This window comes from Mycobacterium sp. OTB74 (assembly GCF_029892685.1).
In the GTDB taxonomy this organism is placed as follows: Bacteria; Actinomycetota; Actinomycetes; order Mycobacteriales; family Mycobacteriaceae; genus Mycobacterium.
This window is the reverse complement of record NZ_JARXVD010000011.1, coordinates 166,473-179,956: the sequence shown is the minus strand read 5'-3', so window position 1 is coordinate 179,956 and position 13,484 is coordinate 166,473. Positions and strand designations below refer to the sequence as shown.

General features: G+C 62.9%; 15 protein-coding genes. 4 read left to right on the top strand and 11 right to left on the bottom strand.

The genetic code is table 11. The features are described from left to right. Positions 1 to 95: 95 nt before the first annotated feature. Positions 96 to 302, top strand: coding sequence for a hypothetical protein (locus tag M2432_RS16540; RefSeq protein ID WP_280827894.1), 207 nt, complete (start codon positions 96 to 98; stop codon positions 300 to 302). A gap of 293 nt (positions 303 to 595) precedes the next feature. Here M2432_RS16540 and M2432_RS16535 read toward each other — a convergent pair whose 3' ends face one another. Together M2432_RS16535 and M2432_RS16530 are read right to left on the bottom strand one after the other, a co-directional pair. After that, positions 596 to 754, bottom strand: coding sequence for a hypothetical protein (locus tag M2432_RS16535; protein ID WP_280827893.1), 159 nt, complete (start codon positions 752 to 754; stop codon positions 596 to 598). A 794-nt stretch (positions 755 to 1,548) separates the two neighbouring features. Further along, on the bottom strand, positions 1,549 to 2,010 hold the full coding sequence (locus M2432_RS16530; protein ID WP_280827939.1) for an SRPBCC family protein: 462 nt from the start codon (positions 2,008 to 2,010) through the stop codon (positions 1,549 to 1,551). 340 nt (positions 2,011 to 2,350) lie between these two features. On the opposite strand from M2432_RS16530, the gene M2432_RS16525 reads away from it, so the two are divergent. Continuing rightward, positions 2,351 to 2,647 carry a hypothetical protein gene (locus tag M2432_RS16525; RefSeq protein ID WP_280827892.1) on the top strand — a complete coding sequence of 99 codons (297 nt, stop codon included), beginning with the start codon at positions 2,351 to 2,353 and terminating at the stop codon, positions 2,645 to 2,647. 175 nt (positions 2,648 to 2,822) lie between these two features. On the opposite strand, the gene M2432_RS16520 is transcribed toward M2432_RS16525, so the two are convergent. From M2432_RS16520 to M2432_RS16505, 4 genes are all read right to left on the bottom strand, one after another. Further along, positions 2,823 to 3,083, bottom strand: a complete 261-nt coding sequence (locus M2432_RS16520) for an elongation factor Tu (RefSeq protein ID WP_280827938.1) — start codon at positions 3,081 to 3,083, stop codon at positions 2,823 to 2,825. An 18-nt stretch (positions 3,084 to 3,101) separates the two neighbouring features. Continuing rightward, the gene (locus M2432_RS16515) at positions 3,102 to 4,463 is read right to left on the bottom strand and encodes an aldehyde dehydrogenase family protein (RefSeq protein WP_280827937.1); all 1,362 of its coding nucleotides are present in this window, start codon (positions 4,461 to 4,463) and stop codon (positions 3,102 to 3,104) included. 15 nt (positions 4,464 to 4,478) lie between these two features. Then, the gene (locus M2432_RS16510) at positions 4,479 to 5,570 is read right to left on the bottom strand and encodes a phenazine antibiotic biosynthesis protein (RefSeq protein WP_280827891.1); all 1,092 of its coding nucleotides are present in this window, start codon (positions 5,568 to 5,570) and stop codon (positions 4,479 to 4,481) included. A gap of 232 nt (positions 5,571 to 5,802) precedes the next feature. Beyond that, the gene (locus tag M2432_RS16505; protein WP_280827890.1) at positions 5,803 to 7,005 is read right to left on the bottom strand and encodes an FAD-dependent oxidoreductase; all 1,203 of its coding nucleotides are present in this window, start codon (positions 7,003 to 7,005) and stop codon (positions 5,803 to 5,805) included. A gap of 223 nt (positions 7,006 to 7,228) precedes the next feature. Here M2432_RS16505 and M2432_RS16500 point away from each other — a divergent pair, with 223 nt between their 5' ends. Next, positions 7,229 to 7,516: a hypothetical protein gene (locus tag M2432_RS16500; RefSeq protein ID WP_280827889.1), complete on the top strand. Its 288-nt coding sequence runs from the start codon at positions 7,229 to 7,231 to the stop codon at positions 7,514 to 7,516. A 178-nt stretch (positions 7,517 to 7,694) separates the two neighbouring features. On the opposite strand, the gene M2432_RS16495 is transcribed toward M2432_RS16500, so the two are convergent. From M2432_RS16495 to M2432_RS16480, 4 genes are all read right to left on the bottom strand, one after another. Next, on the bottom strand, positions 7,695 to 8,111 hold the full coding sequence (locus tag M2432_RS16495; protein ID WP_280827888.1) for a nuclear transport factor 2 family protein: 417 nt from the start codon (positions 8,109 to 8,111) through the stop codon (positions 7,695 to 7,697). Between the two features lie 2 nt (positions 8,112 to 8,113). Continuing rightward, entirely contained in the window at positions 8,114 to 8,341 is a 228-nt protein-coding gene (locus tag M2432_RS16490; protein WP_280827887.1) for a hypothetical protein, read from the bottom strand. Between the two features lie 579 nt (positions 8,342 to 8,920). After that, the gene (locus M2432_RS16485) at positions 8,921 to 9,109 is read right to left on the bottom strand and encodes a hypothetical protein (protein ID WP_280827886.1); all 189 of its coding nucleotides are present in this window, start codon (positions 9,107 to 9,109) and stop codon (positions 8,921 to 8,923) included. 106 nt (positions 9,110 to 9,215) lie between these two features. Continuing rightward, positions 9,216 to 10,355 (bottom strand): hypothetical protein, encoded by a 1,140-nt coding sequence (locus M2432_RS16480; RefSeq protein ID WP_348536311.1) that lies wholly within the window; start codon positions 10,353 to 10,355, stop codon positions 9,216 to 9,218. A gap of 245 nt (positions 10,356 to 10,600) precedes the next feature. On the opposite strand from M2432_RS16480, the gene M2432_RS16475 reads away from it, so the two are divergent. Beyond that, positions 10,601 to 12,031 carry a wax ester/triacylglycerol synthase family O-acyltransferase gene (locus M2432_RS16475; RefSeq protein ID WP_280827884.1) on the top strand — a complete coding sequence of 477 codons (1,431 nt, stop codon included), beginning with the start codon at positions 10,601 to 10,603 and terminating at the stop codon, positions 12,029 to 12,031. A 382-nt stretch (positions 12,032 to 12,413) separates the two neighbouring features. On the opposite strand, the gene M2432_RS16470 is transcribed toward M2432_RS16475, so the two are convergent. After that, positions 12,414 to 13,358 (bottom strand): universal stress protein, encoded by a 945-nt coding sequence (locus tag M2432_RS16470; protein ID WP_280827883.1) that lies wholly within the window; start codon positions 13,356 to 13,358, stop codon positions 12,414 to 12,416. Positions 13,359 to 13,484: the final 126 nt, after the last annotated feature.

Genomic DNA, 13,484 nt, shown 5'->3' with positions numbered 1-13,484 from the left:
CACGTTCGGAAAGGCCGGCGGCTGCGCGACGTTGGCCGGTTTGTCGGTGTGCGGGTTTAGGTTTCAGGTATTCCCGACAGGTAGGAGCAGCAACCATGACGAACACCCCGAGCCGCACGGAGCTGAGCATGCTGGCCGTGTTCGTCGCTGCCGGTGCTGATCCAAATCGATTGGCGCGGTGGTTTTCTGATGAGATCGCACGGGATGTTCCGGTCGAGACGTTGGCTGCGGCTGCTGAAGATCTTCGTTGTGGTACGGGTGCTGGGTGGTATGCAGCGGCAAAGCGTGCTGCCGTCGCGTGACAATGCCCCGCCGCAGCGAAAGAGCCTCCCTCGTTGTTGAGGGAGGCTCTTTCGTTTTGAAGGGTGTGTTGGTTCGCTGTTACGGTGAGTTCGTAACGGCGACAGACCTTTCCGGAGTTAGTCGACTCGATCAGATTGATCCGCGCCGGCCCCTCTTCCTTTGCGCGGTATCTCTGGGTGTTTGTACCGTTGGCGGTACCGGCGGGTGGCTTTCGGGTCCACTCGTAACGCTGTCCGAGCACCTCGATGACGGGTGGGTTGTCATTGTGCTCTTCGCGCCACTGACAGCTCGTCTAGTCGTAATCGTCGGCGAGGACGATGTCAAAAAGTTGACCGCTGCGGAGCTCGATGTGTCCATCGTTGTCGGCATCAGTTGCGGTCACATCCGGCTGCGGCGCACAACCTGCCGCTATCAACACCAGCCAGCACACCATCGCAAACCGGGTCCTCATTAGCACCACTCCTGGCTGTGCTGTTCGGCGAGCAGAACCGGCCCGGCGGGGCCGCCTAACCGTCGATCGGTTAGCCCAAAGGCAAAAGTACCTGCCTTAATCACTCTCTAAAGGGGTCGTAGAGACTCGCTGAGACAGCGACGCTAGGAACTCGTAAAAGGGCGGTGTGTATTCGTCGTAGGCTCGCAGACATAGCCCACCATCACCCACGCTTACGACCAGTTCGCCGATCACTACCTCGCCTGCAACCAATCGGCTTGCACTACAGTCTTCGTACTTCAACTGGGGAGCGCCATCACGCCAGTCGTATTCGGGATACTGGTAATAAAAGAGCTGTCCGTCAGGTGTTAGCGCGTTGATCGACACGATAGAGCATGTGGGGTGGGATCCAGCGCGCCTTCGGTGTGGCACAAAGCCGGTCGGGCACCTGAATTTCTTGAATCTGCCCAATTTCTGGGTATGCGTGTAGATCCGCGCTCCGTTTTGTGTTAGGTGCCGAGCCATATCCGTAAGTGCCTGCCACAACTCCTCGGCAAGGGGCTCCGCGGCATGTTCCTGCTGAGTCTGCCGCACGGCCGCTACACCCAAACCACTTACACAGCACAGCCTTTCGACAGATTCAACGGCGATCTTGACTCCGTATCCTTCGGCGCGCTGGCGTAGTGCGATCAATTCGTTTACAGCCGATGCGCCATCGCCGACCATGCCGCGACGTTGTCGCCGGAGACTTTCCGGGCCGTGATCGCCGAGGCGGTGCAGGGCGCTGCAGGTCGTTCCTGATCTGCCGAGCCCGGCTACTGCTCGGGGGCCTCGACGACGGCCTTGATCCGTTCCAGGGTCTTGCGCATGTCGCGAACGTTGCGCCGACGGCGGAGTTGCCCGCCGAGCACCGAGAACGCTGTGGTGAATGCGCCCGGAGGCATCCGGAACGATTCTGTGACGTCGGTCTCGGCTCCGGCGGGCGTCAACTGGTAGTGCCAGGTGTTGACGGCTCGGTCGCCCATCAGGACCGCGAAGCCGAACTCACGCCCGGGCTTGCACGCCGTCACTTCGCACGTTGTCCAGTAGATGGGGCCGATCTCGTTCCGCCTGACGTGTCCCCGGAACCGGGCGCCGAGGGCTGGTCCGGTCGCACCGCCCAACCACTCGGCTTCCATCACCTCAGGTGAGAACTTCCCGGTGTTGCGGACATCGGAGAGGACGTCCCAGATGCGGTCCGCCGATGCGGACATCCGCAGTGTCACAGAGCCTTCCATGGACATGAGGTGCGCCTCCTCGCTGCGACGGCTTGAGCGATCGCAATCTCGGCTTTCGTGAACGCGATCGCTTAAGCGCAACACAAGTGCCGATGTCAACGCAACACCGTTACTGCTGCGACTGCCTACTCATTGAGTGATATCGCGGGCATTGAGTGATATCGCGGGTCTACGCATCGCACGCGTTCCGGAATCGGTGTGGTCGCGTTCCGGGATCAAGAACTTGGCCCCGGTTGATCAGCAGAATCCGAGTTTTCGACAGGTCCCCGGGGGCTCGGGACCTATCGAAATAGGTGTTGAAAACCCGGGCGGTCATGCGGCCGCCGTGGAGGGTGCGGTCGTGGCGATCCGCAACCCACCCGTGCCTCGATCGGAAGTCTCGTTCACGCCCAGGGTGCGTCCCGTGCACGGCTTTAACGCGGCATGGAACACCCAGCAGGACGAACAGGACGCCGCCGAGCGCGCCGAGTTCACCCCTGCAGCACTGCTGTTGGCCGACCACCTCGATGACGAGGCCTTGATCCTGACATCACACTCGGGACTCAGCTGCGCCACGGAGACCGCTATAAGCTCGCGCGCCGCGCAACACTATATGGCCCGTTTTCACGGCGGCTGTCACCTTTTCCGTGCGGCTTGACTAGCACGCACGACCGATCGAATCCGTGCTATCGACGCGCTCAACGAACTCGAAGCCGGCAGGAAACTATCGATCGCAAGGCCCGGCAACTCACCGGCATCGGCTTTTTGCTATGCCGCGTCGCCAACCTGTCCTCCGCCGTGCGGTCGGCGAGGCGATCAGCGCGTACCGAACCTCAGACGACGAAGCCCGTCTGTTCGATCGAAGGAAACTCGCCTGATGCGGTGAGTACGGAGCCGCGATCGAGTTGGCCCTTTCCGACGCTCTTGAACAACACGCCTATGTTGTCACCGGCCTTTGCCGCGTGGATCGACTTGCGGAAGATCTCGATGTGCACGGTCTCGCCGACCCGCAGCAGGCCGCTTTCGACCCGACCGGTCGCAACGACGCCGCGGTTACGGATCACGAAAACGTCCTCGACTGTCAATCGGAAGATGTCAGGAGTGTGCCAGGTCTAGCCGCCGATGAAGCTCTTGTTTCGCATCAGGAAGTCCGCGAGGAATCCCTGATGCGGGATGTGCGGAGCGGAATGGTGCGTGGGGTAGCGGCCGCGGTACACGTTGGTCACCGTCGGCTCGTTCAGAAGCTCGTCGATCAGCTCGTCGTCCGCGGTGATCACGTTGAGCACCAAGGAGTTTCGCAGAGGCGCAATGCCGTCGGCCCGCGACCATGGCGAGACCCAGACACAGGGGAAGGGCAGCTCGACGTTGAGCTTCGCCGGGTCGGGGGCGGCCAGCAGGTACACGGCCGGGCGCAGTGCGGCGAACCCACCGCCGAGGTCGGCGACAACCTGATCGGCGCCCAGAACCGGCACCGCCCCGGCAGCCCTGGCCGCGAGATGATCGGCGATAGCGCGTGCCGAATTGATGGAAGCTATTGGCAGGATGGCACGTTCGTCGGTATTCGGCAGTGGGGGGATAGCCGACAACCGTTCGGCGATGGCATGCGCAAGCGGCGCGGCGTCGCCCTCGTACAACACTGCGGTGGCGTTCACGCACGCCATGCCGCCCAGATTGGCTATCGAGTCGACGATCACGTCGAGGTACTCGCGCCAGTCGCAGTCCGCGGTCATCAGGATCTTGGTGCGCCCCGGCCCGTTGGTGAGCACCTTCGGATCCTGCGCGTACCTGTCGACGACGTCCTGGCCGCCGTACACCATGGCGAGGTCGGCCGCGCCGATGACGTCGTCGGCGACGGTGTGGTCGGTCGGCAGATATAGCGCGTGTCCGTCCCGAAAACCCGCCTGCCGCAACGCGTGAATAAGCCGGTGCGCGGTGAACGGCTCGCGCCGCGACGGCCGAACAGCCACGCGGTAGCCCAGTGCGAGGGCCTGTGGCCAGAGGCCGTGCACGCCGGGTGCATTGCCTGGCGCGTGGATTGCCAGCACCTCGCCGCGTCGTGCCCAGACAGCGCCGCCGGTGCTGCCCAACTCTCGCCAGTCGGGTTTCGCGCCCGTCGGCTGAGCCGCGCGGACGGCGTCGGATGCGGTGGTGAGGGATTCGGCGACGGTGTGGGCACCCGCGCGGGCCGCCGCCACTGGCAGGCCGGTCACGCGGCAGGTGAGGTCGACATACGTGTCGAAGTCCAGTCCGGCGATCGTCGACGACACGAAGACGTCGGCGGCCTTGGTCAGCGCTGCCTCACGCTCCGCGGCGGGCAGCGGGCGCAGCTTGCGTTGCGCGTCGATCGACCGGGTGACGAAAAGCCTTGGCACGACGGATGATTCCGCGACCGGCAGGCCCGCCGTGTCGTATAGCACTTCCCGGTTCCGGGTCCGGTACTCGCCGTCGGGCCCGAGCGCGGGCAGATCGACCAGATCGCCTGTCATCGGTCAGTACACACCCTCGATGACACGCTCGCCGCCGAAAACCGCGACGGGTGCGACCTCGCTGACGGAATCGCCAACCTGCCCGCTGGGCCCCGGCACCCGGATCGCGGTGTCGCGTTCCAAGTTGTTCGGGATGAACATGCCCTTGCTGAGGTGGTTCATCACCACCTGGCCGCGCTCTCCGTACGGCACCTCGGCACCGGTGTCCGGGTCGATCACCCGGAAGAAGACGTACGGCGAGCGCGGGTCGAAGATGAACGAGTCGCCCTCCACGCGGGTGGCCGCCTGCGACAGCACCATCGTGCTGCCGAACGCCATCGCGACCGCAGTGTTCGGGAAGATCTGGCGAAGCAGGTCGAGGGTGTCCACATCGACGTGCGCGCCGCTAAGCAGCAGGTGTCGGATTTTGCTGTTCACCAAGTCGACCAGGCCGTCGTTACGGGCGATCGCCTCCACCAACGGCGGTGTCGCGTGCAGGTTTACGACGTCCTGGGTCTGCAAGATGTACGTCGCCTGCTCCAGCACGTGCTCCACGTAACCAGCCATCTCAGAGGTCGCGTTACGGGCGGCCAGCTTTTTGACCCAACGCGGATCCAAGTCGATCGGGTGGCACACCGACCCAAGGCGCTCGGCGACCACGCGGTCGAAGTGCCCGACGCCGTGCGGGCCGCTCGGCATCAGGCACAGCAGCCCGCCGCCGGGCACAAACCCGCCCGCAGTGAAATCCTCGACCTGCCACCGGGTCACCTGCTCGACCCAATCGGGGAGTTGCGCCGTGCGTTTGGGCGCGCCCGTGGTGCCACCGGATTCGAAGATGCGGGGGATCGGCGGCGGCGACCCGTAGCCACGGGGGATGAGGTCGTCGACCGGGACGCTGCGCAATTCGTCGGCGAGGTTGGGGAATCGGCGCAGGTCCGCGAAGGTCTGCACGTCCGAGAGCGGGTCGAAGTCAAGGTGCTGGGCCGCGCGAAGCCAGAACGGTGAACCCGTACCGACGCCGAAGTGCCAAGCGATCGCGGCGCGTAGGTAGGCCTCGGGATCTGCGGGTGGCACGTCGCGCGGCACGTCCAGCAGGGAGTAGTCGATGTCCGCCACGCGGCCATCGTGTCGCAGGAGGTTGTCCGGCAGGTGAACTCAGAAGTCCGCGAGTCGCTTGCCGATCAGCCGGGTCAGCCAGGCCGGCAAGAACCGGGAGCCCACCGCCATGACCTTGGTCTGTGAACCCACCGACAGTTACATCCCAAACGACCTGTTTCCCTTGCATATTCAGTCATGGTCTGAGGGCGTGCGGCGCTGCGGCGCCGATACTCCTTATCGCCCCGCTAGTTCAGCGGTCAACAGCGGGTCGAGTCTGCAGCGTCGGTGCGGCGGCGGCGAGGATGTCGTCTCGGTTGCCGTTGAGCGGCGGATAGATTCGCTGGGTATTGATGATCTGCTTCGTTATCTTGGCGTCGGCGCCCTCGGCAACGACCTGCCGATCCCAGCCCTCGGTGTATACCGCACCCGCGGGTCCGAGGTCCAACACCGTGACATACCAAGGGATCCGAAGTGCAAGCATGGGCTCGCCGAACAGGTCGCTGATGACGTTGTATCCCGCGAACCGGCCCATCGGCCTACCGTGTTGGCAGGACATCACCGAAAGGTGGCTGTCATCCATCCGCGCGGTCGCGACATCCCCTGCGGCGAACACGTCCGGCACGCCTTCAATGCGCAGATAGTCGTCGACCGCGACGCGGCCGAGGCCATCACGCATGCCACCAAGGTCGGCCGTCAGCGGATTGGCCCGCATGCCCGCGCACCACACCACCGTCGACGCGGCGAGTACTTCACCGGTCGACAATGTCACCTCGTTGGTGTTCACCGAGGCGACGCCCACCCCACATCGGGTCCGCACTCGGTTTGAGGCCAGTGCGGCCTCGATCACCGGTCGGGCCGAGTTACCCATGTCCGAGCCAACGTGCGGATTGCGATCGACGAGGACGACCTGTGCGTCCGCATCGGGGAACAACGCGGCCAGCCGTGCCGGCAACTCACAGGCGGCCTCAATGCCGGTCAAGCCGGCACCGACAACCACCGCGGTGGCCGCCGCCGGTGTGTGGTCGCCCTCGGCGAGTTTTTCGAGGTGGCGTTGCAGTCGGACCGCGCCATCGTAGGTGTCGACGTCGAAGCCGAATTCATGCAGCCCTGGGATGTCGGGTTTGACCAGCTGAGAGCCCAGCGCCATCACGAGCCGGTCGTAGGTGTGTTGGCCGAGCGAAGTGGTCACGGTGTGGGAGGTCGGGTCGATCGCCTGCACATCCGCGGCGATGTGCTCAACTCCAGCCGGATCCAACACATCCTGCAGCGGGATGCGGCACTGCGTCAGGTCGGCCTCATAGTTGCGCACGCGAATGTCGTGGTAGGGCAGGGAGCTGATTACTTTGATGCTGACATCTTTTGGCGAGGCACCGAGCTCATCGAGCCGTCGGGCCGCGCCGAGGGACGCCCATAAGCCTGCGAAGCCAGAACCGAGTACAAAGACCGCACTCATCGCGCTGTGTCCACCTCCCTCTCATTTCTGTCGTTCCGCGAGTCGACCATGTCTTCCCGCCTATGTTGCTTGACCGCTCAACTGATGATTGAGGGCCGGCGCCTGTGCGCCCTAACCCGTCGATGTTGCTCCGAAAGGCAGGTAACCCTCCGAGCTCAGCGTGACACCCGCGTTGGCCGTAAAACGTTGGGGCCGAACCGGCTCAGCATGCCACCATCAGGGAGTGAAGCTGGCGTTCTACGTGTTTCTGTGGCCGCATCCGGGAATGGAGCAGGCACTGGTCGCCCACGAAGACACGGTGCTTGCGCTCGTTGCTGAGCATGCAGGGGTGGTGCTGCAGCGGGCCCGGACTGACGGTGGTGGCGGCCGCCCGCTGGAAATCCAGCTGTTCGAGTGGTCTTCGCAGGACGCCATGGACGCCTACATGTCTGATCCCCGCCGCGGTGCCCTGGCCGGCGATCGTGACCGGGCCATCGCCCGCACCGAGATCGTGCCCGTACAACTCACGTGAGTTCGGTTGGTGCCCACGCCGTCCACACGGCGCTGTCGACGTGAGCTGGCTGGCCACCTTGACAGCGCGTGCGGCCTGGTAGCGCGCGGCATCCAGAGTGAACTGGGTGGGCGGGATCATCTTCAGGGTCGATGGAGGAGCCGGTGGTGGGGAATTCTCCGATTCGCAAATGCTGCGCTTACGTCCGCGGGGCCCGACTTTCATCGATGACGATGTGGTACATCCGCTTACCGAAGAGCCATCGCCCGTCGACGCGGTGAAGGGTGTCGTCGTAGCCCCCGACGAGCTGGCGCGTGGCTCCGTTCCTCAGTTGCAGTGTTTCGAGGCAATACGACCGGGTGTGGGCAGTGTCACCGTCCACTTCGATCGCCCCGATTTGGGTGATGAAAACCATCTGTGACAGCACCTGCCAGATGCCATGCCAATGGGCGCGCAGTTCGTCGGTGCCGTGGCATTCGCCCCCGGCGCCGAGGCGCACGGGATTACTGGTCCAGCAGTCGAGATAGTCGTCGAGCGCGCCGCGGCATACGGCATCGCTATAGCGATCGAACAGTTCGCGGATGAGTAGCCGGTCGTCTACGGGGCCACTGAACATAGTCAGCCCCTGCCGACCATGTAGCAGGCGATAAGGGCGACGGCGATCAGCACGACCCTGAGATCGGTGAGCCGACACAGAAGTGCCGGTGCGTGCCGGACTTCCATGAACTCGCGGAAGATGATCCGGACTTTCACCAGTTCCGGCCGGTGAAGTACGTCGCCCTGATGCACGCCAAGATGGCGCAGCTTGGACCAATAGGCGCGGGCGTCATCATCGCTATAGGTCATGGCTACGCTCTTCCGGGGCTGTGCACGGTGGGAGCGCCCAAGCGTATCCGAGTTCAACGCGTTTCTGCGGAAACGAGACACGTCGCAGAATGGCTGGCGGATGCCAACGACGCACACGCCGCGTCAATGTCGTCGTGGATGAGCACGCCGGACTCCGCTTAGTCCGCCGCTTCACGGTGGGTTACCGCCCCGAGGGAACTCTGAACGGTGCACCGGATCGCGGCTCCGACGCCATGCGTCCGGAAGACTTGTCAACGGTCAATCGCTAAGCGAACAGCTCCGTCACAACGCCGGCCTCGTCAAGAATCTCGTAAATCGAGGCAATACCGTGGCATAGGACGCGTTGCGGAATCGGCCCTACCGCGTTCCGGAGGCAAGAAACCTATCGGTGCTGATCAGCTGCGTCCGATCTTGCGGCAGGAGCCGAATGTTGTGGCCAATGGCGACTGCGCGTCGGATTGGAGATAGCTGACTTATGGCTTCGGTGCGAGGCGCCGATTATTGGATGTCCGATTCCTTCAACACCAAACGGAGACACCGATGCCATTCCGTGACCTGGTGCGAGCCTTCAACAAGCATCTACTGAATCCCGTCATGATGCTGATGGCGGGCCGCAAACACTGGTACGCCGGGTGCGTGTGCTTTCGATTTCTCTTCTCGAGCCGGTGGTTGTGCTTCCCGTTTCTCGACCATTTCCAGTGACCGGAAGTAGGCCTCGGCACTCAGCAGACGCTTGATGGTTTCGAGGTAACGGTTGGTGGCCGTCATTTCAAGCGTCCTTTTCTTGGTTGGTCTAGATTGCGTGGGAAATATTTGATCCGTTGATAATTCGCCGCCTTCATTAGTCGAAGTTGGGTGCCGACTGTCTGTTTTTTCATGAGTTGACAAGACCCGACTGCAAAAGCGCGGCGTCCACGAACCGCTGGACCGGCCGTGATTGGAAGAACCCGGTGTGTCCACCCTCGAACCAGACGATTTCGGGCCTGCCCCAGTGTTCCCAGAGGCGAACAACCTGTTCGCGCGGATGCACGAGTTGATCGGCGATCCCGGCGTAAATGAAGCGGCCCTGGACGGGAACCCGAGGTGTCAGTGACAGCGGCGAGACCATTCGGCCCAAGGGTTCGGCCAGTGTCACGGTCTCACGGCGGGGGTCGTTGCGTTTCATCCCGGCATGGCGCCCGAGCAGTTCAGTCATATCAGCGACGGGGACACCGAGAATTGCGCAGGTGAGGCCTTCCTCAAGGCTGGCCACAAGCGATGTGACGTAGCCGCCGAGGGAAATGCTGTTCATGCCGATGGGCGAGTCGGGTTCCTGCGCGCGTATCCAGGACAACACCCGGCGCACGTCCCACACGGCCTGAGCGGTGGCGTGGACATTGTCCAGTACGTCCTGGCCGGGAAACACGGCGCTTGCGGGTAGGTCACGCGCCCGCGGGCCGTGCATTGGAAGGACTGGCAGGACAACGTTCAGGCCGAGATCCTCATGGAGGTGCCACGCCCGGAACAGTGCAAGGTCGAGCCGGCCGCGGCCCATCATGGCACCATGTACGCACACCAGCCAAGGACGCGGCTCACGATGCCTCAGTAACAAGGCGTATTCGGAGTTGTTTGCGGTATAGCTCAGCCATCGTTCGCGACCCGGTTCGCCGACCTTCGGCTCATATCCGCTGTCAAACACGATGCGTTCAAAGAACCGACCATACGTTTCAACCGGCCTGACAGTGACGTCGGCAAGCGGAGGTGGGGCCTCGAAAAAACCGTCGGGATTATCCAAATAGCCTTGGTGGCTGAAGAATTCGATTCCGTCGCGTACTTCTCCTTTGATGCGCTCGAACAGATGCGGGTCACCAAGGGGCTGAAGAATCCGGATGCCGGTGAGCACAATTTCGTCGCGGAACGCTTGTGCGGCCAGTGCGAGCGTGGGGCGCGCCAATGGAAGCACGTCGGGCTGATGACCGAGATAGTTCTGCCAGGATCGAGCGTAGTAACGGCCAGTTCGTCGAAACGGCCGGATCACGTGGTCCAGTGCGGTGGAACCGCGCGAGGGCAGATGAGTGGGGACCGCTCGTGGTTCGGCGTTATACCCGGGTGCTGCCATGTCGATGACCGTAATTCTCAGCCTGCCGGACGTCCTAGGGACTTAGGTCCTGTTTGAGACGGCGGATTGCCATTTCGACGAAAATAGTTTTGGGGCAACGGTATTGTGATCGACGACGATGCTCTGATTCAGAGCAATTGGAGGAATTGGGAACTGGCCTGATGAATCCGCTGGAGCCGCTGGACGCGGCAATGATCACGGCGGAGTTGCTCTCCGACCCTTTGCATGTGGCCGCGCTACTGATTCTGGCGCCGCCGGCGACGGCTGGGCCGGGATATGTCAATGAGCTGTTTGCGCAGGCCCTGACGGATATCGCTGAAATGGACCCGCGCTTTCGTCGGCATCCACATGTCGGCCTCGACACCGCGGGCCTGTGGGTATGGCGTACCGCTGACGGCATCGACATGCGAGATCACTTGGAGTGTCGAACTTTACCTCCGGGCTCAGGTCGGGAGGCGTTGTGGAAGTTGGTCAGCGAACTGCACAGCGAACCGCTCGCCCGGTCACGGCCAATGTGGATTGCCTATCTGATCGACGGTCTGGAGGACGGTTGCTTCGCGTTCTATCTCAAGGTGCACCACACTGTGATCGATGGTGTCGCAGGAATGAACAAGATCGGTAATTTGCTGAGCGCCGATCCCGATTGCCGGTCTTCGCCGCCGTTCTATGCCATCGAACAGACGCCATCCGTTGCGCATGCGGCTGCCTCGCACCGGCGGCGTGCCAACCCGTTGGCACTTGCGCACACGGCGACGGCCGGCGTGGTCTCTGGCCTGCGTTTCGCTCGGCAATTTGTATTCGGCGAAATATCAACGGCGGTGGCGAGTATCGGGGCGAGGGCTACCGTACTTCCGTTCAGCGCCCCGTATACAAGATTCAACGGTCGACTCGGCCGAGGGCGCGTCTTCGTCGGGCTCAGTGTGCCCAAATCGCGCATCCAGGCGGTGCGCGATGCAGCCGGGGTGACCTTCAACGACGTACTGACTGCAGTCGTAGCCGGTGTGCTTCGCGAGTGGCTCGCGGCTCGCGCCGAGTTGCCGGATAAGTCTCTGGTGGCGATCTGCCCAGTCACGGTGCGAGGCCGCGGCGGCCGGGAACGGTTTGGCGAGGACAGCCACGGCAACTTGTTCGGCCTGGAGTTGTGTTCGTTGGGCACCGACCTCGCGGATCCAGCTGACCGGCTGGCTCGTATCCATCGCACGATGAGCTGGGCCAAGTCCCAAGTGGCGCAACGGGGTGCGAATGTCACGTTGCTTCTTGCCGCGCCCAGTATTGGGCCCACGGTCTTGTTGCCGCTGATTCCATTCGCGTCGTGGGTGCGCCGGGGCTATAACGTGTCGATCTCTCACGTTCCCGGCCCGAAGACTGAGATGTATTGGAGTGGGTGTCATCTCGAGGAGATCTACCCTGTGTCGACTGCTATCAGCGGTCAGGCATTGAATGTGACGACATGTTCCTATGCAGACCGGGTTATGTTCGGCTACGTTTCTGGGCGCCGAGTCATGCCAGATATCGAGTCGGTCGTACCGCTCACTGAGCGTGCGCTGGTCGATTTGGAGAATGCGGTCGCGGTGCTTGGTCGACGTGGTTAGTAGTGTGACGACGGTGGGCATAATCGTCGCCTGGTCGATCCTCTGACTGAAGTCACCTTGGTCGGGTCCTTTGCGTGTCGCGGGTCGATAAGCACCAGCGGTATGCAGTAGCAAGCACACCTTTCAGGGAACCTGTGTTGTCGATCTGCCAGCACCCGGTTGTCCCGATCAGATGCGCGAGTCAATCACGATTCGGACGGAAAGAGTCACGATGTTCAGTAAAGGGGGCGTTGAACCGTCCCAGGTTTGATGCCGCCTCCTTCTGTGAGAAGGATGGCGATTGTGCCCACGCATTGCGGCACGACAGGCCAGGCGCACACCATCTTCGAGGACTTCCACTGGAAGCATCATGTTGAGCATGGTGATCCCTTCCAGGGTTGCGCTATTTCGAGTGTCCCAGCGCGACAGGCGGATCCGACAGAGTCGTAGGTCCTCGTCTGTGACGTGAGACCGCGGGCGTGACCATCACGGGTGACTGCCCGTGGCGTATGAGTTCATTGCTGACCGAGCCGAGTACCAGGCTCGCGAGGCGTCCCCGGCCCCGGCTGCCCACAACCGTCAGCTGCGCCAGCGCGGATCTCTCTACGAGATGACGGGCGGGTTCGTTTTCGACGACAACGCGATGAACCTGGACGTCCGGATAACGTTCCTGCCAACCGGCCAGCCGCTCCGCGAGGATCTCTTCACCGACCTTGCGCAGGTTCGATTCTTCAAGGCTCGGTACGTCAGCGACCTCGGAGTATGTCCACGCATGTAGCGCCACGAGGGTGGCGTGACGCCGCGAGGCCTCATCAAAGGCCAGTGCAGTGGCCCATTCCGACGACGGCGTTCCGTCGATGCCGACCAGAACGGCGCCATCTGCTGCGGTAGGCACAGGATTTCTGACCACGACGACCGGGCAGTGCGCGTGCTGCAAGGCCACCGCGCCCACCGAGCCGAGCGGCCCGTCACGGCGTGGTCCGAGTTGACGGTGGCCAAGCACAAGCAGATCCGCGCGTCTGGTCAGGGAGCCCAGCACAATCCCGGGAAATCCCCAGAGCAGGCGGCAGTGAACGATCTGATCGCCGGACATGCATTGTCGGGCAATCAGATTCGCGTCGGCGAGTAGCTCGCGCCCTTCAGCTTCGCCCTGCACAGCCACTTCGGCTGCAGCGATGGGGCCAGGTGCCAAGCTGGTCCCGACTCCGGTGTCGAGGACGTGCACCAATGTCAGCGGCTTGCCTAGGGACTCGGCTTCAGCAGCGCCCCAGCGCACCGCGCGGATGGCGGCCGGCGATTCATCGACGCCGACGACGACTCCGGGTTCGCGAATTTGCGGTTGCGACATACGTCTTTCGTACTGCCTGCCGAACTACGCTGACAGGGTCGGAAGTCATCGACGAAGCGCCCTTTGGCTCACGACCGTCGGGTCGACGAGCACCGGGGATGATTTGGGCGCGTTCGCAGTTCAGCC

Coding starts and splice junctions, on each gene's coding strand:
- M2432_RS16475 (WP_280827884.1), top strand. CDS start 10,601: ATGAATCCGCTGGAGCCGCTGGACGCGGCAATGATCACGGCGGAGTTG.
- M2432_RS16505 (WP_280827890.1), bottom strand. CDS start 7,005: ATGAGTGCGGTCTTTGTACTCGGTTCTGGCTTCGCAGGCTTATGGGCG.
- M2432_RS16485 (WP_280827886.1), bottom strand. CDS start 9,109: ATGACGGCCACCAACCGTTACCTCGAAACCATCAAGCGTCTGCTGAGT.
- M2432_RS16530 (WP_280827939.1), bottom strand. CDS start 2,010: ATGGAAGGCTCTGTGACACTGCGGATGTCCGCATCGGCGGACCGCATC.
- M2432_RS16495 (WP_280827888.1), bottom strand. CDS start 8,111: ATGTTCAGTGGCCCCGTAGACGACCGGCTACTCATCCGCGAACTGTTC.
- M2432_RS16470 (WP_280827883.1), bottom strand. CDS start 13,358: ATGTCGCAACCGCAAATTCGCGAACCCGGAGTCGTCGTCGGCGTCGAT.
- M2432_RS16540 (WP_280827894.1), top strand. CDS start 96: ATGACGAACACCCCGAGCCGCACGGAGCTGAGCATGCTGGCCGTGTTC.
- M2432_RS16535 (WP_280827893.1), bottom strand. CDS start 754: ATGAGGACCCGGTTTGCGATGGTGTGCTGGCTGGTGTTGATAGCGGCA.
- M2432_RS16490 (WP_280827887.1), bottom strand. CDS start 8,341: ATGACCTATAGCGATGATGACGCCCGCGCCTATTGGTCCAAGCTGCGC.